Below are 22,383 nucleotides of genomic sequence, written 5' to 3' on the forward strand. Positions count from 1 at the left end.
GGGTCAGGCGGTGCGGTCGCGCAGGCGGCGAGCGATCTCGAGTTGGTCGTCGTCCAGGGGGCGGCCGTCCTCTAGGTCCCACAGGGCGTTCTGGAGGAGGCGGCCGAGGGTCCAGGCGCGGGCGCGGGGGCGGTCCAGGGCGAGGACGTCGGTCATGGCGTCGAAGCGCCAGAGGATGTCGTCGGGGTCGTAGCGGTTGTCGATGGCCGGCCACAGTTCGAAGCCGGGGTCGCCGGCGAGGGGCTTGGGGTCGATGGCGAGCCAGGGGGCGCGGTCGGAGGCGAGGACGTTCTCGTCGTGGAGGTCCCAGTGGAGGAGCCGGTCGCCCGGTTCTTCGACGACCTCGCGTACGGCGGCGGCGCAGTCGGCGACGAGGCGGCGGGCCTCGGGGTCGGGGATGCGGTCGAGTGCCCGCGGGGTCCGGTCCAGCATGGCCCGGGCGATGTCGCCGAGGCGGCGCAGGCCGGGCGGGGCGGGGAAGGAGGTGAGGTGGGCGAGGAGTTCGGCGATGGTGACGACGGCCTGGTGGGGGTCCGGGACGTGGGACAGCATCCGGGTCTCGTCGAGGCGTTCCAGCAGCATGGTGCCGGTGGGCTCGTCGTGGTCGAGGAGACGGACGGCTCCGTCGCCGTCCCAGGCGCGCAGCGCCACCGGTTCGCCTTCGCTCTCCTCGTCGAGGAGCTGGAGCTTGAGGACCGCGGGGCCGCCGTCGGCGCGGACGACCGGGAGGACCAGGGCGGACACGCCGTGCATGGGCGGCCCGTCGGGCTTCAGTCCCCAGCGGTCGAGGAAGCCGGCCGTCAGGTCCGGCAGTTCCTCGATGAAGGCGCGGCCCGCCTCGCCGTTGTACTTCTCCTGTGACGCTGCCAGTTCCCGGGGGATGTCGATCACTTTCGGCACGGTAGTGGGGCGGGCCGGACGGGTCATGTGAATTCTCGGGCAGGGAGTCGCCTCAGGGCTCCAGGACCACCTTTCCCGTCGTGCCACGGCTCTCCAGCGCCCGGTGCGCGGCCGCGGCCTCGCGCAGCGGGAAGCGCTGTACGGCCGGGGTGAGGCGGCCGGCGGCGGCCTCGGCGAGGGCGCGCAGTTCGAGGGTGCGTACGGGGTCGGGGCCGCCTGCCTTCTGGAGCATCACGGGGCCGAGGACCTGCTCGGAGACGCCCTCGACGAGGTAGGGACCGCCGTCATGGATTCCTTCCGCGGACCAGCCGAAGACGACGTGCTTGCCGCCGGGGCCGAGCAGGGCGACGGCCTCGCGGGCCACCTCGCCGCCGACGCCGTCGAAGACCACGGTCGCGGCCCGGCCGCCGAGGTGGGCACGGACCTTCGCGGGCCACGCCGGGTCCTTGTAGTCGACGGCGAGGTCGGCGCCGCCCGCCTGCACCCGGGCGACCTTCTCCGGCCCGCCCGCGAGGCCGACGACGGTGGCGCCGGCGTTCTTGGCGTACTGCACGAGGAGCGTGCCGATGCCCCCGGCCGCGGCCGGGACGACGGCCACCGAGTCGGGGCCGAGCTCGGCGAACTGGAGGATCCCCATCGTCGTACGGCCCGTGCCGATCATGGCGACGGCCTCGGCGAAGTCCAGGTTCCGCGGGATCTCGTGCAGTCGTGCGACCTCGGTGACGGCCAGTTCGGCGTAGCCGCCGGGGACGAAGCCGAGGTGGGCGACGACCCGCTTGCCGAGCCACAGGTCCGCGACGCCCTCGCCCAGGGACTCGACGACGCCGGCGACCTCGCGGCCCGGGATGGTGGGCAGCGGCGTCGGCTCGGGTGCCGGTCCCTGTCCGCCCTCACGCAGGGCGGTGTCCAGGAGGTGGACGCCCGCCGCCCGTACGGCGACACGGACCTGGCCGGGGCCCGGCCGCGGGTCCTCGACCTGCTCGTAGGTGAGGTTCTCGGCCGGGCCGTAGGCGTGCAGGCGGATGGCGTGCATCGGGGCTCCTCGTGTCGTGGTGGTCTGAGCCCAGCCTGCAACCTCAAGCTTGCTTGAGGTCAAGCTCCCGCCGGCCGAGCGCCAACGACACCGCCGTCAGGGCGCTGTTGAAGGACACCTCCGACAGCACGCCCGGGGCCGCGACCTGGTCGCCGGCGAGGTAGACACCGTCGCCCCGGTCGACGGCCGGCCGGTCGCGCCAGCTGGTGCCGGGCAGGTCCACCGCGCCCGTACGGCCGTTCGCGACGGCCTCGCGACGCCAGGTGACGCGCTCGCGCCAGCCCGGGAAGCCCAGGTCGAGCAACTGCTCGGCGCGGGCGGTGCCGTCGGCCTTGGACTCGTGCGGGGCGATGGGGATCTGACCCTGGATGAGTTGCTCACCGGCCGGGGCGAGACTGCGGTCCTGGGCGGTGAACCGTTCGAGCCAGCCGGGCGCGTCGAGGTCGGACACCGCGAACGCGTCCCCGCGCCGCGTCCGTACGGCGAGGTCGACGAGGACGGTACGGCCGCTCGGCCAGGTCAGGGAGTCGTCGCCGAGCAGGCGCCGGGCGGCGTCGAGGGACGTCGCGACGACCACGGGCGTGTCGGTGGGGAGCGTGTCGACGCGGGACAGGGTCTCCATCCGGACACCCAGGTTCCAGGCGCGGGCGGCCATCCGGTCGATGAGGGTGGCCCAGCCGCCGCGCGGGTAGTGCGCCTCGGGCGGCAGCTTGGTGGCGCGGCGCAGGCGCTCCTGCACGAACGCGGCCGACAGGGAGCCGGGGTCGTGGTGGAAGAGGGCGACGGCCGAGTAGTGGGCGGCGGCCCGGGCCCCCTCCTCGCCCGCGATGCCGGTCGCCCAGGTCAGGAAGTCGACGTCCACGGGCGCCTGCTCGGCGGTCCGGCGCAGCAGCTTCAGCATCGGGAAGGGAGGGGTGCGGCGCAGCACGCCGTGGTGCCGCAGCCGTAGCCGGGCGGCTTCCAGGGGTGGGATCGGGGCGAGCGGACCGATCAGGTCGCGCTGCTTGAGCCAGGTCCAGTGCGGGCCGCCGTTGTAGAGGGCGTGCGGGCCCTCGTTCGTGCGGTAGGGGCCCTCGGCGGTGCGGGCCCGGCCGCCGAGGGTGTGGTGGGCTTCGTGGATGGTGACCTTGGCGCCCGCCTCGGCGGCGGTGATGGCGGCGGTCAGTCCGGCGAAGCCGCCGCCGATGACGGTGATGCGGTGCATGGCTGGGGGTCTCCCTCGGGTCGGGGTCGCCTTCTGCGAGTACGACCGACCGAGGGCACCGGAATGTGACATGGTCGGTGTCCTCGCAGGTCAGGGCCGATTGTCAGTGGTGGGGTGAACCATGGGGGCATGGCGAGGAGAGCAGCGGGCGGTACGGGTGTGAAGGGCGCGCGGCGACCGGAGATCCGGCTGCCCGCACTGGAGCCGTTCACGGGCGGCGGGCTGGAGCCGGACGGGGACTACGACGGGCTGGAGTTCCGGGCGGCGGATCTCGCGGGGCAGGACGGGTCGGGGGCCCGCTTCCTGGACTGCGCCCTGACGGAGTGCGCGCTGGACGAGGCCGGGCTGCGGCACGCCTCCGTCCTGGACTCGGTCCTCACGGGGCCCCGGGGCGTTGGCACCAATCTCGCCGAGGCGACGCTGCGCGATGTCGAGCTGATCGACGCCCGCCTCGGGGGCACGCAGATGCACGCGGCGGTGCTGGAGCGGGTGCTGATCCGCGGCGGCAAGATCGACTACCTGAACCTGCGCATGGCCCGGCTCAGAGACGTCGTCTTCGAGGGCTGCGTCCTGGTCGAGCCGGACTTCGGCGGTGCCCGCCTGGAGCGCGTGGAGTTCGTGGACTGCGCGCTGAAGGGCGCCGACCTCCACGCGGCGACCCTCAAGGACGTCGACCTGCGCGGTGCCGTGACACTGGAGATCAGCCGCGGCCTGGACCGGCTGGCCGGGGCGGTGATCAGCACGGGCCAACTGCTGGACCTGGCACCGGTGCTGGCGCTGCAGTGGGGGATCAGGGTGGAGGACTGATCACCCGCTCAACTCCCGTACCAGCCCCAGGTTCCCGCCCGTTCCGGGCAGTCGTAGGACTGGTGCAGTGCGATCAGGGCGTTGATCAGGCGCGGGTCCACCTCGTGGCTCAGCAGCCGGTAGTCCTCGGCCACCGCGCGGAAGACGAGATGGGCGCGGCGTGAGGTGTCGCGCCAGATGACGCGGCGCGGCGGTCCGAAGCCGTCGCCGTCTCCCGCCAGCAGAGCCCAGATCAACAACAGCAGGTACACCGGAAAACCAACGGGCCACCACAGCGCCCACCACACCAGCCGGCCCTGGTATCCCTGGAGGGCGGGGCCGGCCACCGGCTCGACGGTCCAGCGCCTGCGGCCCCAGCGGAAGGCGCGGCGGCGCCGCAGCGTGATCCGTCCGAGCGGCGCGCCATGGGGATCCAGCACCTGGTACACCGCCGGGCGCCCGCTCAGCCGGGAACCCAGGGCCTGCTCCGTGACCACGCGGGCGACCGGCGTCCCGTCCTCGGCGCGCAGATGGAAGGCCCGCAGCGAGCGGCGCCGGTCGGGAGCGGGACTGTCGGGGTCACGGCACAGCCGGACGGAGGTGCCCTGCCCCGGTCCGTCGCCGCCGACGACGGCCGGTGGGTGCACCCTGTAGTCCAGCCCGTAGGTCACACGCCCCTGCGTCATGCTCCCGCTCTCCCCGTGTCAGGTACTGATCACGACCAAGGGTGTCACCGCGGTGGTCGGCGCCCGTCAGGAGACCCTGGGGAAACGCGCCTGGAGCGTCCAGATCGCCGGGTTCTCGGCGAGATCGTCATGCAGGTCGGTGAGGTCGGCGATCAGGTCGTGCAGGAAGTCGCGGGACTCCCGGCGCAGTTCGGTGTGGGAGAAGGTCAGGGGAGCTTCCTCCGCCGGCATCCAGTCGGCCTCGATGTCCACCCACCCGAAGCGGCGCTCGAAGAGCATCCGGTCGGTCGACTCGGTGAAGTCCAGCTCCGCGCGCTGCGGCCGGGACGCCCGGGAGCCCGCCGGGTCCCGGTCGATCCGCTCGACGATGTCGCACAGCGCCCACGCGAAGTCGAGCACCGGCACCCATCCCCAGGCTGTGGACAGTTCCCGGTCCTGCTCGGTGTCCGCCAGGTAGACGTCACCGCAGAACAGGTCGTGCCGCAGGGCACGGACGTCCGCACGGCGGTAGTCGGTCTGCGGCGGGTCGGGGAAGCGGTTGGAGAGGGCGTAGCCGATGTCGAGCACGGAGGTGATGGTGTCACGCGCCCGTAGGATCCCGATCGTGGCCCGATCTGTACGTCTTGTCCCGGCGCTGACCGCCGTTCCCGTAGCCCTGGCCCTCACCGCGTGCGGCGGAGTCCACGGCGGCCCGGGCGGATCCGGCGTACGCGACCCGTACTTCCCGAAGGCCGGCAACGGCGGCTACGACGTCACCCACTACGGCCTGCGCGTCGACTACGACCCGAGCGCACACCAGCTCGTCGGCACGGCCACCCTCACCGCACGGGCCACCGAGGCCCTCTCCGCCTTCAACCTCGACCTGCTCGGCCTGGAGGTCGGGGAGGTCACCGTCGGCGGCGAGACCGCCCGCTGGAACCGTGCCGGGCAGGAGCTCACCGTCCGGCCGCGCGAGGATCTCGACGAGGGCGAGACGTTCCGCGTGGCCGTCAGTTACACCGGGGAGCCCGAGACCGTCACCGACCCGGACGGCTCACGGGAGGGCTGGCTGCGCACGACGGACGGGGCGCTCGCCCTGGGCGAGCCCACCGGGTCGATGACGTGGTTCCCCGGCAACCACCACCCCTCCGACAAGGCGGCCTACGACCTCACTGTGAGCGTGCCGCGGGGGCTGCGGGCCGTGTCCAACGGGGAGTTGCGCGGCGAGCGGACCGCGCGAGGCCGGACGACGTTCACCTGGCGCACCGCCGAGCCGATGGCGAGCTACCTCGCCACGCTCGCGATCGGTGACTTCGACATCAGCCGCTCCACCGCCCGGGACGGTCTGCCCGTGTACACGGCCGTCGACCCCGTGGAGAAGGAGGCGAGCCGCGCGGTCCTCGCGCGCATCCCCGAGGTGCTGCGCTGGGCGGAGCGGCGCTTCGGCCCGTACCCCTTCTCCGCCACCGGCGCGATCGTCGACCGCGCGGTCGGCATCGGCTACGCCCTGGAGACCCAGACGCGCCCCGTCTTCCCCGGCGCCCCCGACATCACCCTCCTCGTCCACGAGGTCGCCCACCAGTGGTACGGCGACTCCGTGACGCCGAAGAGCTGGCGGGACATGTGGCTCAACGAGGGTTTCGCGACGTACGCGGAATGGATGTGGGAGGAGGACCACGGCGGCGAGACGGCGCAGGAGACCTTCGACGCGCTGTACGACCACGGGGAGCAGACCTACGAGGACCTCTGGTCCTTCCCGCCCGCCCAGCCCTCGGACGCCGCGCACCTCTCCGAAGCCCCCGTCTACCAGCGCGGCGCCATGGTCCTCCACAAGGTCCGCCAGGCGGTGGGCGACGAGGTGTTCGGCGACATCCTCCGGGGGTGGGCGGCGGCCCACCGCCATGGGAACGCCGACACGGGCGACTTCACGGCGTATGTGGAGGAGCAGGCGCCCGGGACGGACTTCGACGGGATCTGGGAGGACTGGCTGTACGGGGAGGGGAAGCCACCACCTAGCGCGCGCTGAGTTCCTTGCGGAGCACCGCACACGGGCGCTTCATCTGCAGATCCTCGCGACGGTCGATGACCTCGTAGCCGAGGGCGGTCCAGAAGGCCAGGGCCTTCGGGTTGTTGTCGAGGACGGCGAGGCGCACGGCGCTGCGGTCCGCCGTGCGGAAGCGGTCCTCCACGAGGGTGGCCAGGCGGCGGCCATGGCCCTGGCCGTGCAGGCGGGCGTCCACCAGCAGGAGGCCGATCCACGGGTCCGGGTCGGCGGGGTCGGGGTGGTGGGCGAGGGTGATCGCGATCCCGGTCAGGTGGCCGAAGCTGCGGGCGAGCAGGACGTCGGTGCCGGGCTGGGACCATTCCTCCGACAGGGCGTGCGCCACCTGCTCCGGGCGGATGTCGTGCGGGTCGGGGAAGTCGCCGGTGAGGGTGTGGAACGCGTGGTTGGAGGCGTGAAGGGCCGTGAGCTCCGCGAGGAGGGGTTCGGGGAGGGGGCGGCCGGGGGTGGTGGGAGCAGGGGTTCGAGGATCACGTCGGGAACGTATCTCGGGCGGGGCGGAGGGGCGCGGACGAGGACGGCGAAGCCCCCGGGCCGATGGACCGGCGCCGGGGGCTTCTGCCACAGGTGAGGGCGTCCGTCAGACGTTCACACCGAAGTCCTGGGCGATGCCGACCAGGCCCGAGGCGTAGCCCTGGCCGACCGCGCGGAACTTCCACTCCGCGCCGTTGCGGTACAGCTCGCCGAAGACCATGGCCGTCTCCGTGGCGGCGTCCTCCGACAGGTCGTAGCGCGCGATCTCGGCGCCGCCGGCCTGGTTGACGATGCGGATGTAGGCGTTGCGGACCTGGCCGAAGTTCTGCGAGCGGTTCTCGGCGTCGTAGATGGACACCGGGAAGACGATCTTGTCGATGTCCGCCGGGAGGGCGGCGAGGTTGACGTTGATCGCCTCGTCGTCGCCGGCGCCCTCACCCGTGCGGTTGTCACCGGTGTGGACGATGGAGTTGTCCGGGGTCTGCTTGTTGTTGAAGAAGACGAAGTGGGCGTCCGAGTAGACCTTGCCCTGCGTGTTGACCGCGATCGCGGACGCGTCGAGGTCGAAGTCCGTGCCGGTGGTGGTGCGGACGTCCCAGCCGAGGCCCACGGTGACGGCGGTCAGGCCCGGAGCCTCCTTGGTGAGCGAGACGTTGCCACCCTTGGACAGGCTTACAGCCATTGTTGGGAGTCCCTTCCCTCGTTTACGTACGGCAAAGAAGCTACAGCTACCCCCATGAACGTGGAGAGGGGTACGCGAGGTTCCAGGTCCTTTACTTTCTTTACGCGCGATTATTCGGGTGACGTGGACCGGTCAGGAGCGGGAACATGGACGGCATGTCTGGTCCCCACGTCATCCGCGGCTCCGTCTCCCTGCCCGAGGCCGAGCTCATGTGGCGTTTCTCGCGGTCGTCGGGGCCGGGCGGGCAGCACGTCAACACCAGTGACTCGAAGGTGGAGCTCGGCTTCGACCTGGCGAGGACCGAGGCGCTGCCCGAGGTGTGGAAGAAGCGGGCGCTGGAGCGGCTGGCCGGGCGCCTGGTCGACGGGGTCGTCACCGTACGTTCCTCCGAGCACCGCTCCCAGTGGCGCAACCGCGAGGCCGCCGCCGTCCGCCTCGCCGCGCTCCTGGCCGAGGCCACCGCACCCCCGCCCAAGCCCCGCAAGCCGACCCGGATCCCCCGGGGCATCAACGAGCGGCGGCTGCGCGAGAAGAAGCAGCGCTCGGAGACCAAGCGGGGGCGTTCCGCGCAGAACTGGAACTAGTCCAGTTCCAGCACGCCTACCGTCTCGCCCTCGCTGACCTCCCCGTTCGGGCGGAAGCCGAGCCCCAGGTAGAAGCCCTCCGGGCCGTCGGGGCCGGGATGCCAGGTGACGTAGAACTCCTTGGTGCCGCGTCGGCGCAGTTCCTCCGCGACGGACTCGACGGCGAAACGGCCGTAGCCCCTGCCCTGCTCCCCGGCCGCGATGTTCAGCCGCCACAGGCCCGAGCGCAGCACGCTGCCGTCCTCGTACCAGTCGATGTCGATGAAGGCCATGAGGAAGCCGACCGGACGGTCGCCGTCGACGACCAGACGGGGCCAGGCGACCCCGGGATGCACATAGGCCTCGGCGAGGGACTTCACGACCGGGGAGACCGCGTGTTCCTGGTCGGGGCGGACGGGATGCCGAGCGCGGCGCCGAGGTTCCGGGCGGTGATCTCTTCGAGGCGAAGGCCCGTCGTTGTCATGCGCGCACCCTAGGCGTGCCGAATCACCCCGGGCCACCGGGTTTCCGCCCTACCCCAAATGCCGGTACCGCCCCCGGAAGTACGTCAGCGGCCCGCCGTCCGCGCTCGGGACCCGGGCCGTCAGGACGCGGCCGATGACCAGGGTGTGGTCGCCGGCCCGGACCCGCTGCTCGGTGCGGCACTCCAGGACGGCCAGGGCGCCGCCGACCAGGGGCGCGTCGGTGTACTCGCCGCGCGTGTACGGGATGTCCGCGAAGAGCAGACGGTCGCTGACGCGGCCCTTCATCGCGAACCGGCCCGCGATGTGCCGCTGGCTCTCGGAGAGGACCGAGACCGCCCACAGGGGCTGCTCGTCGAGCAGCTCGTCCATGCGGGAGCCCTCGCGCAGGCTCACCAGCACCAGGGGCGGGTCCAGGGACACCGACATGAAGGCCGTGGCCGTCATGCCCACGTCCTCGCTGCCCGGCGCCGAGGGGTCGTCCGGGTCGAGCGGCGGCTCCTGCGCGGTCACCAGGACCACGCCTGAGGCCAGCCGGGACATGGCGGCGCGGAACTCGTCGTTGCTCACCCCCTCAGCATGCCCGGAGGCGGGCGGCGGCATGATCGGGGACGTGGCAGTGGGAGTGTTCGGCACGCCCGAAACGCTAATCTCCATCTCCGGCGCCCCGCATCGGGCTCCCGCCCGATCACGGTCCTAGGACTCCCGACGGACTGCCGAAGGCCGCGGCGGAAAATATGTGCGCAACCTGACAAAGTTTGCGTTCGGTAGCCGCACGTGAAGAACGCAGAAACTCCACTCAATTGTTCAGGTTTGCCTGTGACTTGAGTCACAAGGGGCAGGAATTGTTGACCCTGTGTACCGAGTGGGCAGCGCGCTGTGATTCAGTGGCTGGGAAGCTGCCAGGACGATACGCCGATGAGAACCCTTGATTCGCTGCGAGGTCTCGGGGGGAGGGCGAGCATGGAGACCGAGTCGGAGCCCTACGTCCGCCTTGCCTCCCTGCGGCAACTGCACCAGGTCATGGCCGACATGAACACGGCCCGCAGCCTGGCGGACACACTGCAGACCGTCGCGGAGGGCGTCGTCGCCGCCCTCGGGTACGAGCTGGCATGCGTGAACCTCGTACGGCCCGACGGCGATCTCGTCGTCGCAGCCTTCGCCGGGAACCCCGCCGCCGAGGCCCTCATCACCGGCCGCGTCGGCTCGCGCGAGTCCTGGGAACGCCGGCTCGGCATGGGCGAGCACTGGGGCGACCTTGTGTTCATACCGCACACCGAAGGCTGGGTCCTCGACGACGACGACGTCCCGCAGTGGTACACCGACGGCCCCGCCCCCCGCTTCGAGGACGAGTGGCACCCGGCCGACCGGCTCTTCGCCCCGATGTACGCGCCCGGCCCGCAGGGCAGCGCGGCCTGCGGCGAGCTGATCGGCGTGCTGTCCGTGGACCGGCCGCGCAACGGCCGCCGCCCCGGCGCCTGGGGCCGCGAGGCGCTCCAGATGTACGCCTTCCAGGCCGCCATCGCGATCAGCAACGCCCGGCTGCGCGCCAACATGCAGCGGGCGCTCGTCCGGCTGGAGCGCGAGCAGCAGGCGCTGCGGGCCAGTGAGGAAAGCTTCAGGCAGGCCTTCGAGTACGCCCCGTCAGGCATGGCCATCGCAGAGATGGGCGGCGACCAGCACGGCCGGATCCTGCGCACGAACGACGCCCTGTGCCGGCTGCTCGGCCGCCCCGCGTCCGCGATGCGCCGCTACTCGTTCTCCGACCTGGTCCACCCCGAGGACATAGGCACGCTCCTGCGCACCTCCGCCGAGGGCGGCCGGGCCGAGCTCCGCCTCGGCCGCCGGGACGGCACCTACGTCTGGGTCAGCCTGCGCAACAGCGTGGTCGCGGACGCCGCCGACGGCCCGCGCTTCCTCCTCACCCACGTCGAGGACATCGAGGAGCGCAAGCGCCGCGAGCTCCAGCTCGCCCACCGCGCCTCCCACGACTCGCTCACGGGCCTGCCGAACTCCGCCGAGCTGCGCTCCCGCCTGTCCGCGCGGCTGTGCCAGCGCGCCACTCCGCACTCCGCCGTCGCCGAGTCCCACGACGCGGCCTACGGTCATCCCGACTTCGACGTGGTCGGGCCCGGCTTCGACTTCCGGCAGGGCGTGGAGCCGTACGACGCCTACGACCACCACGTGCACACCGTCGCCCCGGACGGGGACCACGACGACGGCACGAAGGGCCTCGCCGTCCTCTTCTGCGACCTCGACGGCTTCAAGTCGATCAACGACCGGTTCGGGCACAACGCGGGTGACGCGGTTCTCATCGAGGTCGCCCGGCGGCTGAGCAACGGCGTGCGCGACGGTGACACGGTCGCCCGGCTCGGGGGTGACGAATTCGTCATCCTGGCCGACGGGCTCGGCCGGGCCGACGCGCAGGACCTCGCGGTCCGCCTGCGCAACGAGATCATCCAGCCCATCCGCGCCGAGGGGCGGGCCGTCCGGGTGGGCGCCAGCTTCGGCATCGGATGGGCACACTGTGGAATGACGGCGGACGAAGTGTTGAAATCCGCTGACGAGCGGATGTACGTCGAGAAACGATCTCGTCCCAAACAACACAGACGCGCGGGGTGAACCCCTGGTCAGCGAGTTGATGCGGTCTGAGTCACCCGTTTGGGTCACTGGGAGCGGGTAGGCTCGCGTTCTCACGACCCGTACCGCATGCACCGCACCTGACTGAGGAGACCAAGGGATGACGCCCGGCAACAACGGCGCGAGCACGCCCGAGGACGACGACCCGTTCGGCTATCTCTACGCCGACGGGCAGGCCAACGGAGCCCAGCCGCCGTCCGGGGGCTACGGCTACCCGAACTCGGTCAACCGGGTGCGGGCGGTCGGCACACGCCAGTACGGCCAGCAGCCGCAGGCGAGCCAGACCGCACCGTACGGCCAGGTCCCGCAGCAGAGCGCTCCCGGCCGGCCGAACGCGCACTACGCGGCACCGGAGACGCTGCCCGGCGGCGCGCCGACCGCGCAGCAGCAGGTGCCGGGCGGCGGCGGTGGCGGCCGTGGTGGTCGCGGCCCGAACACCAAGGGCCTGCTGATCGGCGCGATCGCGGTGGTCGCGGCGGTCGTCATCGGCATCGGCGTGGCCATGCTGGGCGGCGAGAAGGACCAGGACAACCCTGACGACCAGGCGGGCACGGCACCGACGCAGTCCCAGAACGCGAAGCCGAGCCCGTCGGCGAGCAGCGGTGGTGCGGCGAGCGAGGAGGATCTCCCGGCTGCCGACGCGAAGACCCTCAGGCTCTCGCCCGGTATGACGACCGCCACGGACGTCAAGGGGGCCAAGGCCGCCGGCGGTGTCTACGTCACGGGGTTCAACCAGGTCGGTGCCTCGGTGACCTGGACCGTCAACGGCATCCCGAAGGCGGGCAAGTACAGCCTGTTCGTCGGCTACAGCGTGCCCGGCAAGGACCAGAACGCCACTCTCACCATCAACGGCACGCCTTCCACCCGACCCGTCGAGCTGAAGAACTGGGCGGGCGGCCCCGAGGGCGATTTCGCGAAGGGCTGGACGAAGACCTACAACTACATCCAGCTCAACAAGGGCACCAACACGATCAAGGTTTCCTGCGAGCAGGGCAACCAGTGTGACGCTCTCCTCGACCAGGTGTGGCTGGTGAAGGGCTGGGTCAAGAGCTGACCTTCAGGCCGCCGACGCCTCGCCGGTCACCGTCACCCTTCCCCGCAACTCCTGGTAATGACCCAGGTCGAACTCCCCGGCCACCGGCGCTGCCACCGTCGCTGCCGACAGGGCCACCGCCCGGGCCAGACGATCCGGCCAGGAGAGGTGTTCGACCAGGCCCGACAGCAGGCCCGCGACCGCCGAGTCGCCCGCGCCCGTCGGGTTGCCTCGTACAGAGGTCGGTGTGGTGGCTCGCCAGCGGCCCTCTCGGGTGGCGGCGAGGAGGCCCTCGGGGCCCAGGGACGCGACGACCGCGCCCGCGCCCCGGCGGCGGGCGTCCTGCGTGGCGCGCAGGGGCTCGTGGGAGCCGGTCAGTTCCGCCAGTTCGTCGGCGTTCGGCTTGATGATGTCCGGGCGGGCCGCGACACCCCGGCGCAGGGGCTCGCCGCTCGTGTCCAGGAGGACCGGGACTCCGGCGGCACGGGCCGTACGGACCAGGCCGGCGTACGCACCGACCGGCACGCCCGGCGGCAGGCTGCCGCACAGCGCCACCGCCGAGGCGGACGGCAGCAGGTCCTCGTAGGCCTCCTGGAAGGCCGACCATTCGGCGGGCGTGACCATCGGGCCCGGTTCGTTGAGTTGCGTCGTGTCGCCGGTCTGCTCGTCGACCACGGCGATCGTGCGGCGGGTGGCGCCCGTGACCGGGACCAGCGCGTCCATCACGCCCGGCACCGCCGCGAGCCGCTCCTGCACGACCCGTCCCGTCGCCCCGCCCGTGAAACCGGTCACCGTCACCTCGTGCCCGAGCGCCGCGAGCACCCGGGCGACGTTGACGCCCTTGCCGCCGGGGCGTTCCGTCACCTCGGAGACGCGGTGGGAGGCGTGCGGCCGGAGGGACCGGACGCGGTAGGTGATGTCGAGAGCGGTGTTCAGCGTGACCGTGAGGATCACCTGGGCCGACCTCCCCCGAGAATGCGCTTGCCGCCGTGAACGTTCAGGTAGTCCGATCATGCCAAAGAGACGGCGGTCGGCCCAGTCCTGGAGTCGGCCACCGTCTCCTACTGCGGGACGGATCAGTGCAGTTGGGGACCGACCACCCATGCGCCGCGGCGCATCACGCCCTTGAGCTCGTAGTCCGCGTCCAGGAGCACCAGGTCCGCGTCCTTGCCGGGCTCCAGGGAGCCGATCCGGTCGTCCATGCCGAGGAGGCGGGCCGGGGTGGCCGAGAGAGCCGTCACCGCGTCCTCGACGGACAGGCCGTCGACCGTGACCGCCCGCTTGAACGCGCGGTCCAGGGTGAGGGTCGAGCCGGCGATCGTGCCGTCCGCCAGCAGGCGGGCCACGCCGTCCGCGACCTCCACCTCCAGCGGGCCCAGCCAGTAGCGTCCGTCACCGAAACCGGCCGCGTCCATCGCGTCCGTGATGAACGCCACCCGGTCCGCACCCGCGCGGTGGAACGCCAGCTGGAGTGCGGCGGGGTGCAGATGCGTGCCGTCGTTGATCAGCTCGACCGTGATCCGGTCGTCCTCCAGGAGCGCGGCGATGGGGCCGGGGGAGCGGTGACCGAGCGGCGGCATCGCGTTGAAGAGGTGGGTGGCGACCGTCGCGCCCGCGTCGATGGCCTCGACCGTCTGTTCGTACGTCGCGTCGGTGTGGCCGATCGCCGCGATCACGCCGTGTTCGGCCAGGAGGCGTACGGAGTCGGTGCCGCCGGGGAGTTCCGTGGCCAGCGTGACCATCGTCGCCCTGCCCCGGGCCGCGTCGATCAGCTTGCGGACCTCCGCCGGGTCGGGGTCGCGCAGCAGTGCCTCGGAGTGCGCGCCCTTGCGGCAGGGGGAGATGAACGGTCCCTCGAAGTGGATGCCGGCGATCTCGCCCTGCTCGGCCAGCTCGCTCAGCAGGCCCGCGCGCTGGGCGAGGAAGTCCATGTCGCCGGTGACGGTCGAGGCGACCAGGGTGGTCGTGCCGTGCAGGCGGTGGGTGTGGATGCCCTTGAGGATGTCCTCGACCGACCCGGAGGTGAAGGAGGCTCCGCCGCCGCCGTGGTTGTGGATGTCGATGAAGCCGGGGATGACGTAGTGGCCGGTTACGTCGATGACCTGGGCGTTTTCGGGTGCCACTGCCGTGATCCGGGTGCCGTCGATGGTCACCTGGCCGTTTTCGACCGTTCCCGTGGGGAGGACCACGGTTGCGCCGGTGAGGACCGTGGGGTTTCCGGCCGTTGCGGGGTGCGGGTGGTGTGTGGCTGGTCGCGCAGTTCCCCGCGCCCCTGGGGGCGTTGCCATCAGGTGGTTACCTCCGAACGGTCGGTAGACAGCAGAAGATCCCAGGCCAGCAGGCCCGCCCCCAGACAGCCGGCGCTGTCCCCCAGGGCCGCGGGGACGAGTGACGGCTGCTTCTGGAAGGTGATGCGGCGGCGGATGGCTTCCCGTAGCGGGGTGAACAGGGTTTCTCCCGCTTCGGCGAGGCCCCCGCCGATGATCAGGGTGCGTGGATCCAGCAGAGTCAGCGCAGTGACCAGGCCGTCGGCGAGGGCATCGACCGCCCCCTGCCAGACCGTGAGCGCCCTGGGGTCGCGGCGGTCCACCGCCTTCGCGCAGTCCGCCGCGTCCGCGTCCGGGTCGCCGGAGGCTGTCGCCCAGGCCTCGCTCACGGCCGCCGCCGAGGCGAAGCGCTCCAGGCAGCCGTGCTGGCCGCAGGGGCACGGCGTCCCGCCGGGGCGTACGACGATGTGGCCGATCTCGCCCGCGAAGCCGTGCGCGCCCGCCTCGACCCGGCCGTCGACGCCGATGGCGCCCGCGATGCCGGTGCCCAGCGCGACGAACAGGAACCGGTCCGCGCCCCGGCCCGCACCGACCCGGCCCTCGGCGAGGCCGCCGGTGCGCACGTCGTGGCCGAGGGCGACCGGGACGCCCAGCCGTTCCGTCAGCAGGTCGCGCAGGGGGACGTCGCGCCAGCCGAGGTTCGCGGCGTAGGCGGCGACGCCCCGCGCCTCGTCGACGATGCCGGGGACGGCCACGCCGGCGGCCGACGCGGGCGTGCCGAAGTGCTCGGTGCCGTATGCGCGCAGCTCGGCGGCGAAGTCGAGGATGCCCGCGACGACGGCGTCCGGCCCCTGCTCGCGTCCGGTGGCCCGGCGGGCCCGGTGCAGCAGCTCGCCCCGCGGCCCGGCCAGAGCGGCCTTCATTCCGGTGCCGCCCACGTCGAGGGCGATGACATGTCTCACGGAGAACAGTGTGACCCGGGGACCCGCAAGAGGTCTAGTCCACTCGCGTGGTGTAGACCTTGTTCCGATTATCGAAAGCTTTCGTTGGCGGTGACGCCAGGGTTGGGGAAGAACAGCGGTGCAGCGGCGGCGGATGGCAGGAACGATCGCGGTGGTGTCCGCACTGGGCATGACGGCGGTCCTCGGCGGATGCGGCGTCACGGGCGGCTCCGCCGACGTGACCCTGAAGCTGGTCGCCGCCGACTACGGCGACAGTGCGGCCAACAGCTCGAAGAAGTACTGGGACGGGCTCGTCGAGGAGTACGAGGCCGACCACCCCGGCGTCAAGATCGACGTCAGCGTCTACTCCTGGAACGACGTCGACCGCAAGGTCAGGGAGATGGTCGCCGCCGGTGACCCGCCGGACATGGCGCAGATCGGCGCGTACGCCGACTACGCGGCGCAGAACCAGCTCTACAAGGCCGACGACCTGCTCTCCATACCCGTGCAGGCCGACTTCGTCGGGCAGCTGGCCTCCGCGGGACAGGTCAAGGGCGTGCAGTACGGCATGCCGTTCGCCTCCTCCACGCGCGTGCTCTTCTACAACAAGACCCTCTTCGCCAAGGCCGGCATCACCCCGCCCAAGACCTGGGACGACCTGGCCGATGACGCCGAGGCGCTCAAGGACGAGGGCGTGAAGTACCCCTACGCGCTGCCCCTCGGCCCGGAGGAGGCCCAGGCCGAGACCATGCAGTGGATGCTCAGCGGCGGGGGCGGCTACGCCGACACCGTCGGCAGCTACGGCATCGACTCCCCGGAGAACATCGACACCTTCTCCTGGCTGAAGAACGAACTGGTCGGCAAGGACCTGACCGGGCCGGTCGCGCCCGGCGAGCTCAACCGGGCCGCCGCGTTCGCCGCCTTCGCCAAGGGCGAGGTCGGCATGCTCAACGGCCACCCCTCCCTGATGAAGATCGCCGCCAAGAACGGCGTCGAGTACGGCATGGTGCCGACGCCCGGCAAGGAGGGGACGAGCAAGTCCACGCTCGGTGTCGCCGACTGGATGACGGCCTTCCGGAAGAACGGCCACCGCGACCAGGTCGGGGACTTCCTCGACTTCGTCTACAGCGAGAAGAACGTGCTGGCCTTCTCCCGCGAGTACGACCTGCTGCCGGTCACCAGCTCCGCGTCCCAGACCATGGCCGCCTCCGGCCGGGACCGGCACCTCAAGCCGTTCCTGGAGGAACTGCCGGCTTCCGAGCTCTACCCGGTCGGCAAGACCTCCTGGGCCGGCATCAGCGTCCAGGTCAAGAAGCAGATCGGCAAGGCCGTCGCCCCCAGCGGCAGTCCCTCGGGTGTCCTGGGCCACCTCCAGGCCGTGGCGACCCGTGCGGAGAGCGCGGAGTAGGCCCGCTGTCGGTGGCGGGCGTTACGGTGCCTGGCATGGACGAGGACACGGGTGACGAGCGGCTCGGGCGCAGGGAGCGGGACATCCTCGCGCTCGAACGCCGCGGTTTCGCCGGGCCCGGCGCGAAGGAACGGGTCATACGGGAGGAGCTGGGCCTCGCCCCCGTGCGCTACTACCAGCTTCTCAACGCCCTGCTGGACGACCCCCGGGCCCTGGCCCACGACCCGGTGACGGTGAACCGGCTGCGGCGGATCCGGGAGACGCGCCGGGCCGAACGCTGACAGGCCTTACGAGAGCCGGCCGGCCAGTGCGCTCAGCAGGCGTACGACACCCTCCGGGCCGTCCACCACCACGTCCGCCCGTTCCCTCAGCTCGGTCACCTCGTCGCTGCCGCTGCACACCAGCAGGCCCGGGGTGCCGTCCGAGCGGAGCTTGTCGACGGCCGCGTAGGCGGGCAGATCGCCCAGGTCGTCGCCGGCGAAGAGGACGGACCCGGCGCCGATCTCGCGGGCGAACCCGGCGAGGGCGGCGCCCTTGTCCATGCCGGGCGGGCGGAGTTCGAGGACCATGCGGCCGGGCTCCACGATCAGGCCGTGGCGGCCGGCCAGGCCGGCGAGCGGTTCGCCCAGGAAGTCCAGCGTGGCCTGGGGGTCGGCGGCCCGGCGGGTGTGCACGGCCACGGACCGGCCCTTCTCCTCGACCCAGGTCCCCTGTGACGCGCCGAGCCGTTCGAGGAGCTCGGGCAGCTCGGCGCGGACGGCGGCGACGCCGGGATGCGGCTCGGGAGCGCTGACCTCGCCGGTGCGGGCGTCCCAGCGCTCGGCGCCGTAGTGGCCGAGAACCACGAGGTGCTCCAGGCCCGCAACGCCGGCGAAGCCGCCGTTGCGCACCGCGACCTCGGCCGGCCGCCCGGTGATCACCGCCACGGCGGCCACCTTCGGCGCGAGCGCGGCCAGCACGGGTACGGCCTCCGGGTGGGCCCGGGCCTTCTCGGGGTCGGCCACGATCGGCGCGAGCGTCCCGTCGAAGTCGAGGCCGATCAGCGCCGTGTCCGGGCGGATGAGGAGAGCGTCCAGGCCCTCCTGCCCGGCCTTAGTGGCGGGTGCCGGCAGCGGGGAGTCCGTGGGACCGGTCATCGGCGGTCAGCCCCTCAACGCGTCGAGCTGGTCCAGGAACCACTGCGCCGGAGGCAGCGCGGTCGCCGCCGCTGCCAGCCGCTTGCTGCGCTCGGCGCGCTCCTCCGGGCGCATCGACAGCGCCTCGTGCAGGGCCGTAGCCGTCCCCGTCACGTCGTACGGGTTCACCACGATCGCGTCCTCGCCCAGCTCCTCGAACGCCCCGGCCTCCCGGGACAGCACCAGGGCGCAGCCCGCGTCGGAGACGACCGGGACCTCCTTGGCGACGAGGTTCATGCCGTCCCGGATGGGGTTGACGAGCGCCACGTCGGCCAGCCGGTACGCGGCCAGGGAGCGGGCGAAGTCGTCCTTGAGGTTGAGGACGACCGGGGTCCACCCCGGCGTCCCGTACTCGGCGTTGATCTCCTCCGAGACCCGCCGCACCTCGGCCGTGTAGTCCCGGTAGACCGCGAGGTCCTGCCGCGAGGGATACGCGAAGGCCACGTGCACCACGCGCTCGCGCCACTCGGCGTGGGTCTGAAGCAGCCGTCGGTAGGCCAGCAGGCCGCGCACGATGTTCTTCGACAGCTCCGTGCGGTCGACCCGGACGATGGTGCGGCGGCCCTCGCCGATCTCCTCCCGGAGCGCGGCCATCCGCTCCTCGACGTCCTGCTCGTGCGACCGCTTGCGCAGGAAGTCAGCGTCGGCCCCGAGCCCGTGCACGCCGATCCGCGTGCCGCCGAGCCCGCCGGCGAACTGCTCGGCGCACGCGGTGAACGCGTCCGCCCAGCGCTGCGTGAGGAAGCCCAGCCGGTCCGCGCCCAGCATGCCGCGCAGCACCTGCCCGGCCACGTCGTCCGGCAGCATCCGGAAGTACTCGGGCGGCGCCCACGGCGTGTGCGAGAAGTGGCCGATCCTGAGGTCCGGCCGCAGCTCACGGAGCATGCCCGGCACCAGCGTCAGGTGGTAGTCCTGCACCACCACCGCCGCGCCCTGCGCCGCCTCCTCGGCCAGCGCCTCGGCGAACGCCCGGTTGTACGTCTCGTACGACGTCCACTGGCGCCGGAACTCGTCGTCGAAGACCGGCTCCAGCGGCGTCTGGTAGATCATGTGATGCACGAACCACAGCACCGAGTTCGCGATGCCGTTGTACGCGTCGGCGTGCACGTCGGCAGGGATGTCCAGCATCCGCACGCCGTCCTCGCCGACGCCCCGCCGGACCGCCTCGCGGTCACCGTCGGACAGCGCGGAGCACACCCACAGCGCGTCCGCGTCCGAGCCGATCGCGGACAGGCCCGAGACCAGCCCGCCGCCGCCGCGCTTGGCGTTCAGCGAACCGTCCTCACCCACCGCGTACGAGACCGGACCGCGGTTGGAGGCGACCAGCACCTGTGCAGCACCGTACGTCGAAGCCATACGCCTCAACCTAGCCCGGCCCGGAAACGCTCAAACGTACGGCCCTGCCCCACCCGGCCGAAAACGGCCCCGGTCACGCCGCCTTCCGAGCCTGGTACTCGGCGATCTCCACCATGGGCGGACGCTCCTCGGTGTCCACGGAGTACGTGCGCGGCTCGAAGCCGTCACCGCCCCGCTCGAACTGTGTCAGGGACGGCCGGATCAGATGCCCGCGGGCCAGCCGCAGCTGGGCCGTGCGGTAGATCGCGGCGGCCATCCGGCCCAGCGCCTGCCCGTCCTGGTGCCGGTGCTTGCGCACCCCGACATCCACCTGGGCGAGGGCGTCGAGGCCCACCAGGTGCAGCGCGTCGACCAGCATGCCCAGCTCGACGCCGTACCCGACGGGGAACGGCAGCTGCTCCAGCAGCGAGCGGCGGGCCGCGTACTCGCCGCCGAGCGGCTGCACGAACCCGGCCAGCTGCGGCCAGTGCATGTTGAGCAGCGGGCGGGCCATCAGCTCCGTGACCCGGCCGCCCTGCCCGGCGGCGCCGCCGAGCGGACGGTCGTACATGCCCTTCACCAGGGCGACGTCCGGGTCGGTGAGCAGCGGGCCCACGATCCCGGAGACGAACTCGGACGAGAAGTCCTTCAGGTCCGCGTCGATGAAGCAGACGATGTCCCCGCCGGTGACCAGCAGGGAGCGCCACAGCACCTCGCCCTTGCCGGGCACGGCCGGGATCCGCGGGATGATCTCGTCGCGGTGCACCACCGTCGCGCCCGCGGCGGCGGCCACCTCCGACGTGCGGTCGGTGGACCCCGAGTCGACGACGACGAGCTCGTCGACGAGCGGCACCTGCCGCATCAGGTCGTGACGGATGATCGCGGCGATGTCACCGACCGTCTCCTCCTCGTTGAGCGCGGGCAGCACCACACTCACCGTCTGGCCCGTGCGCTGCTTGGCGGCCAGGATCTGGTGGAGCGGACGATCGGTCGCTGACCAGGACCGGGTGCTCAGCCAGCGCTCGACTTCTTCCAGCACCGTGGCGGCTCCTCTGCGTACTCTCGGCGGGACGGACTGTGACCCATCTCGCGGTTCGGACGACTATCTCAACTGTCCTGGTCGTCGGTTACAGTCTTGAACAACGCGGATGACCATCGCATGTCCGGGGTCAACCGTTGTTTACAACCGAATACAGCTCATCCAGAGGGGCAGAGGGATACGGCCCGATGAAGCCCCGGCAACCCTCCAGCCGATACTCGTAGGTCACTGTCGACCGCTCCGCGAGGCTCCCGGCTCGGGAAGGTGCCAAATCCGTCTCACGGCGAGATGCGTCGTGAGGAAGATGAGGAGAAAGGGCCTCGCCTCACATGGCTGTGCAGACTGTTGCAAGCACCACTGACTCCACCGTAGACCTCGGCCCCGCCGCCGCCCTGAGCTGCCGCGAGTGCGGTCACCGCGTACCCCTCGGCCCGGTCTTCGCGTGCGAGGAGTGTTTCGGCCCGCTGGAGATCGCCTACGACTTCTCGGCCTACGACACCGAGGAACTCCGCAAGCGGATCGAAGCGGGACCCGCGAACATCTGGCGCTACGCCCCGCTGCTGCCGGTCCCGGCCGACGTGGCGACCAAGCCGAACATCAACCCGGGCTGGACCCAGCTCGTCAAGGCCGACAACCTCGCGCGCGAGCTGGGCGTCGAGGCGGGCAAGCTCTTCATCAAGGACGACTCCGGCAACCCGACGCACTCCTTCAAGGACCGGGTCGTCGCCCAGGCCCTGGAGGCCGCCCGCGCCTTCGGCTTCACCACGCTGTCCTGCTCCTCCACCGGCAACCTCGCCGGCGCCGTGGGTGCCGCGGCGGCCCGCGCCGGCTTCCGCTCCTGCGTGTTCATCCCGCACGACCTGGAGCAGGGCAAGGTCGTCATGGCCGCGGTCTACGGCGGTGAGCTCGTCGGCATCGAGGGCAACTACGACGACGTGAACCGCTTCTGCTCCGAGCTGATCGGCGACCCGGCCGGCGAGGGCTGGGGCTTCGTCAACGTCAACCTGCGGCCGTACTACGCGGAGGGTTCCAAGACCCTCGCGTACGAGATCTGCGAGCAGCTCGGCTGGCAGCTGCCGGACCAGATCGTGGTGCCGATCGCCTCCGGCTCGCAGCTCACGAAGATCGACAAGGGCCTGCAGGAGCTGATCAAGCTCGGGCTGGTCGAGGACAAGCCGTACAAGATCTTCGGCGCGCAGGCCGAGGGCTGCTCTCCGGTGTCGACGGCGTTCAAGGCCGGCCACGACGTCGTACGTCCCCAGAAGCCGGACACGATCGCCAAGTCGCTGGCGATCGGCAACCCGGCGGACGGGCCGTACGTGCTCGACATCGCGCGTCGCACGGGCGGTGCGGTGGAGGACGTCAACGACGAGCAGGTCGTCGACGCGATCAAGATCCTCGCCCGGACCGAGGGCATCTTCGCGGAGACCGCCGGTGGGGTGACCGTGGGCGTGGCGAAGAAGCTGGTCGAGAACGGGGTGCTCGACCCGGCGAAGACGACCGTGGTGCTGAACACGGGGGATGGTCTGAAGACGCTGGATGCGGTGGCCGGGACCGGGCTTACTGCGACCATTCGTCCCAACCTGGATTCGTTCCGGGAAGCCGGTCTCGTCTGACCGTCGTTCGCTGCGGGCCGGTGGGGGCTGGTCGCGCAGTTCCCCGCGCCCCTGAGGGCGCGCCCCAGCCGTAGCTTC

At 71.8% G+C, this 22,383-nt stretch carries 22 protein-coding genes, 1 pseudogene and 1 riboswitch; of the genes and pseudogenes, 8 read left to right on the forward strand and 15 right to left on the reverse strand.

Going from position 1 to position 22,383, the window contains the following annotated elements:
- Positions 1 to 3 precede the first annotated feature (3 nt).
- The 3 genes from MQE23_RS24570 to MQE23_RS24580 form a co-directional block, all read right to left on the reverse strand.
- Positions 4 to 891, reverse strand: a complete 888-nt coding sequence (locus MQE23_RS24570; protein WP_243380296.1) for an aminoglycoside phosphotransferase family protein — start codon at positions 889 to 891, stop codon at positions 4 to 6.
- Between the two features lie 61 nt (positions 892 to 952).
- Positions 953 to 1,933 (reverse strand): zinc-binding dehydrogenase, encoded by a 981-nt coding sequence (locus MQE23_RS24575; RefSeq protein ID WP_243380297.1) that lies wholly within the window; start codon positions 1,931 to 1,933, stop codon positions 953 to 955.
- 43 nt (positions 1,934 to 1,976) lie between these two features.
- Positions 1,977 to 3,137 (reverse strand): FAD-dependent oxidoreductase, encoded by a 1,161-nt coding sequence (locus MQE23_RS24580; RefSeq protein ID WP_243380299.1) that lies wholly within the window; start codon positions 3,135 to 3,137, stop codon positions 1,977 to 1,979.
- 129 nt (positions 3,138 to 3,266) lie between these two features.
- On the opposite strand from MQE23_RS24580, the gene MQE23_RS24585 reads away from it, so the two are divergent.
- The gene (locus MQE23_RS24585; protein ID WP_243380300.1) at positions 3,267 to 3,944 is read left to right on the forward strand and encodes a pentapeptide repeat-containing protein; all 678 of its coding nucleotides are present in this window, start codon (positions 3,267 to 3,269) and stop codon (positions 3,942 to 3,944) included.
- A gap of 8 nt (positions 3,945 to 3,952) precedes the next feature.
- Here MQE23_RS24585 and MQE23_RS24590 read toward each other — a convergent pair whose 3' ends face one another.
- Both MQE23_RS24590 and MQE23_RS24595 read right to left on the reverse strand, forming a co-directional pair.
- Positions 3,953 to 4,609: a hypothetical protein gene (locus tag MQE23_RS24590; protein WP_243380302.1), complete on the reverse strand. Its 657-nt coding sequence runs from the start codon at positions 4,607 to 4,609 to the stop codon at positions 3,953 to 3,955.
- A gap of 66 nt (positions 4,610 to 4,675) precedes the next feature.
- Positions 4,676 to 5,176, reverse strand: a complete 501-nt coding sequence (locus tag MQE23_RS24595; RefSeq protein ID WP_020270508.1) for a hypothetical protein — start codon at positions 5,174 to 5,176, stop codon at positions 4,676 to 4,678.
- A gap of 37 nt (positions 5,177 to 5,213) precedes the next feature.
- On the opposite strand from MQE23_RS24595, the gene MQE23_RS24600 reads away from it, so the two are divergent.
- The gene (locus MQE23_RS24600; RefSeq protein WP_243380303.1) at positions 5,214 to 6,614 is read left to right on the forward strand and encodes a M1 family metallopeptidase; all 1,401 of its coding nucleotides are present in this window, start codon (positions 5,214 to 5,216) and stop codon (positions 6,612 to 6,614) included.
- On the opposite strand, the gene MQE23_RS24605 is transcribed toward MQE23_RS24600, so the two are convergent.
- The gene (locus tag MQE23_RS24605) at positions 6,601 to 7,215 is read right to left on the reverse strand and encodes a GNAT family N-acetyltransferase (RefSeq protein ID WP_020270506.1); all 615 of its coding nucleotides are present in this window, start codon (positions 7,213 to 7,215) and stop codon (positions 6,601 to 6,603) included. The two genes, MQE23_RS24600 and MQE23_RS24605, sit on opposite strands and share 14 nt — an antisense overlap.
- 15 nt (positions 7,216 to 7,230) lie before the next feature.
- Positions 7,231 to 7,806: a TerD family protein gene (locus MQE23_RS24610; protein ID WP_010035999.1), complete on the reverse strand. Its 576-nt coding sequence runs from the start codon at positions 7,804 to 7,806 to the stop codon at positions 7,231 to 7,233.
- Between the two features lie 146 nt (positions 7,807 to 7,952).
- On the opposite strand from MQE23_RS24610, the gene arfB reads away from it, so the two are divergent.
- Positions 7,953 to 8,390: an alternative ribosome rescue aminoacyl-tRNA hydrolase ArfB gene (gene arfB / locus MQE23_RS24615; RefSeq protein WP_020270505.1), complete on the forward strand. Its 438-nt coding sequence runs from the start codon at positions 7,953 to 7,955 to the stop codon at positions 8,388 to 8,390.
- On the opposite strand, the pseudogene MQE23_RS24620 reads toward arfB, so the two are convergent.
- Positions 8,387 to 8,853 (reverse strand): annotated as a pseudogene (locus tag MQE23_RS24620) (GNAT family N-acetyltransferase). The gene arfB and the pseudogene MQE23_RS24620 sit on opposite strands and share 4 nt — an antisense overlap.
- 49 nt (positions 8,854 to 8,902) lie before the next feature.
- Complete coding sequence (locus tag MQE23_RS24625) at positions 8,903 to 9,454, reverse strand: flavin reductase family protein (protein WP_020270503.1); 552 nt, start codon at positions 9,452 to 9,454, stop codon at positions 8,903 to 8,905.
- A gap of 360 nt (positions 9,455 to 9,814) precedes the next feature.
- Between MQE23_RS24625 and cdgB the strand changes: the two genes are divergently transcribed.
- Together cdgB and MQE23_RS24635 are read left to right on the forward strand one after the other, a co-directional pair.
- Positions 9,815 to 11,473: a diguanylate cyclase CdgB gene (gene cdgB / locus MQE23_RS24630; RefSeq protein WP_243380304.1), complete on the forward strand. Its 1,659-nt coding sequence runs from the start codon at positions 9,815 to 9,817 to the stop codon at positions 11,471 to 11,473.
- A gap of 118 nt (positions 11,474 to 11,591) precedes the next feature.
- Positions 11,592 to 12,545: a CBM35 domain-containing protein gene (locus MQE23_RS24635; protein WP_243380305.1), complete on the forward strand. Its 954-nt coding sequence runs from the start codon at positions 11,592 to 11,594 to the stop codon at positions 12,543 to 12,545.
- 3 nt (positions 12,546 to 12,548) lie between these two features.
- Here the strand turns inward: MQE23_RS24635 and MQE23_RS24640 are convergent, their stop codons facing one another.
- From MQE23_RS24640 to MQE23_RS24650, 3 genes are all read right to left on the reverse strand, one after another.
- On the reverse strand, positions 12,549 to 13,478 hold the full coding sequence (locus MQE23_RS24640) for a 1-phosphofructokinase family hexose kinase (RefSeq protein ID WP_020270499.1): 930 nt from the start codon (positions 13,476 to 13,478) through the stop codon (positions 12,549 to 12,551).
- Positions 13,479 to 13,600: 122 nt separating this feature from the next.
- The gene (gene nagA / locus MQE23_RS24645; protein WP_243380306.1) at positions 13,601 to 14,812 is read right to left on the reverse strand and encodes an N-acetylglucosamine-6-phosphate deacetylase; all 1,212 of its coding nucleotides are present in this window, start codon (positions 14,810 to 14,812) and stop codon (positions 13,601 to 13,603) included.
- Positions 14,812 to 15,753 carry an ROK family protein gene (locus MQE23_RS24650; RefSeq protein WP_020270497.1) on the reverse strand — a complete coding sequence of 314 codons (942 nt, stop codon included), beginning with the start codon at positions 15,751 to 15,753 and terminating at the stop codon, positions 14,812 to 14,814. The genes nagA and MQE23_RS24650 overlap by 1 nt, the downstream gene beginning before the upstream one ends.
- A gap of 133 nt (positions 15,754 to 15,886) precedes the next feature.
- On the opposite strand from MQE23_RS24650, the gene MQE23_RS24655 reads away from it, so the two are divergent.
- Together MQE23_RS24655 and MQE23_RS24660 are read left to right on the forward strand one after the other, a co-directional pair.
- A complete protein-coding gene (locus tag MQE23_RS24655; protein WP_037667446.1) occupies positions 15,887 to 17,140 on the forward strand; it encodes an extracellular solute-binding protein in 1,254 nt (417 codons plus the stop codon).
- 35 nt (positions 17,141 to 17,175) lie between these two features.
- Positions 17,176 to 17,421 (forward strand): DUF3263 domain-containing protein, encoded by a 246-nt coding sequence (locus tag MQE23_RS24660; protein ID WP_020270495.1) that lies wholly within the window; start codon positions 17,176 to 17,178, stop codon positions 17,419 to 17,421.
- A gap of 6 nt (positions 17,422 to 17,427) precedes the next feature.
- Here the strand turns inward: MQE23_RS24660 and otsB are convergent, their stop codons facing one another.
- The 3 genes from otsB to MQE23_RS24675 all read right to left on the reverse strand — a co-directional run bounded on the left by otsB (position 17,428) and on the right by MQE23_RS24675 (position 20,689).
- Entirely contained in the window at positions 17,428 to 18,276 is an 849-nt protein-coding gene (gene otsB, locus MQE23_RS24665; protein ID WP_020270494.1) for a trehalose-phosphatase, read from the reverse strand.
- 6 nt (positions 18,277 to 18,282) lie between these two features.
- Positions 18,283 to 19,671: a trehalose-6-phosphate synthase gene (locus MQE23_RS24670; protein WP_037667444.1), complete on the reverse strand. Its 1,389-nt coding sequence runs from the start codon at positions 19,669 to 19,671 to the stop codon at positions 18,283 to 18,285.
- Between the two features lie 73 nt (positions 19,672 to 19,744).
- A complete protein-coding gene (locus MQE23_RS24675; protein WP_243380307.1) occupies positions 19,745 to 20,689 on the reverse strand; it encodes a glucosyl-3-phosphoglycerate synthase in 945 nt (314 codons plus the stop codon).
- 155 nt (positions 20,690 to 20,844) lie between these two features.
- Positions 20,845 to 21,000, forward strand: a riboswitch (SAM riboswitch).
- Between the two features lie 18 nt (positions 21,001 to 21,018).
- On the opposite strand from MQE23_RS24675, the gene thrC reads away from it, so the two are divergent.
- On the forward strand, positions 21,019 to 22,305 hold the full coding sequence (thrC, locus tag MQE23_RS24680; RefSeq protein WP_243380309.1) for a threonine synthase: 1,287 nt from the start codon (positions 21,019 to 21,021) through the stop codon (positions 22,303 to 22,305).
- Positions 22,306 to 22,383: the final 78 nt, after the last annotated feature.

Source organism: Streptomyces sp. HP-A2021, from assembly GCF_022807935.1.
Lineage (GTDB): Bacteria > Actinomycetota > Actinomycetes > Streptomycetales > Streptomycetaceae > Streptomyces > Streptomyces afghaniensis.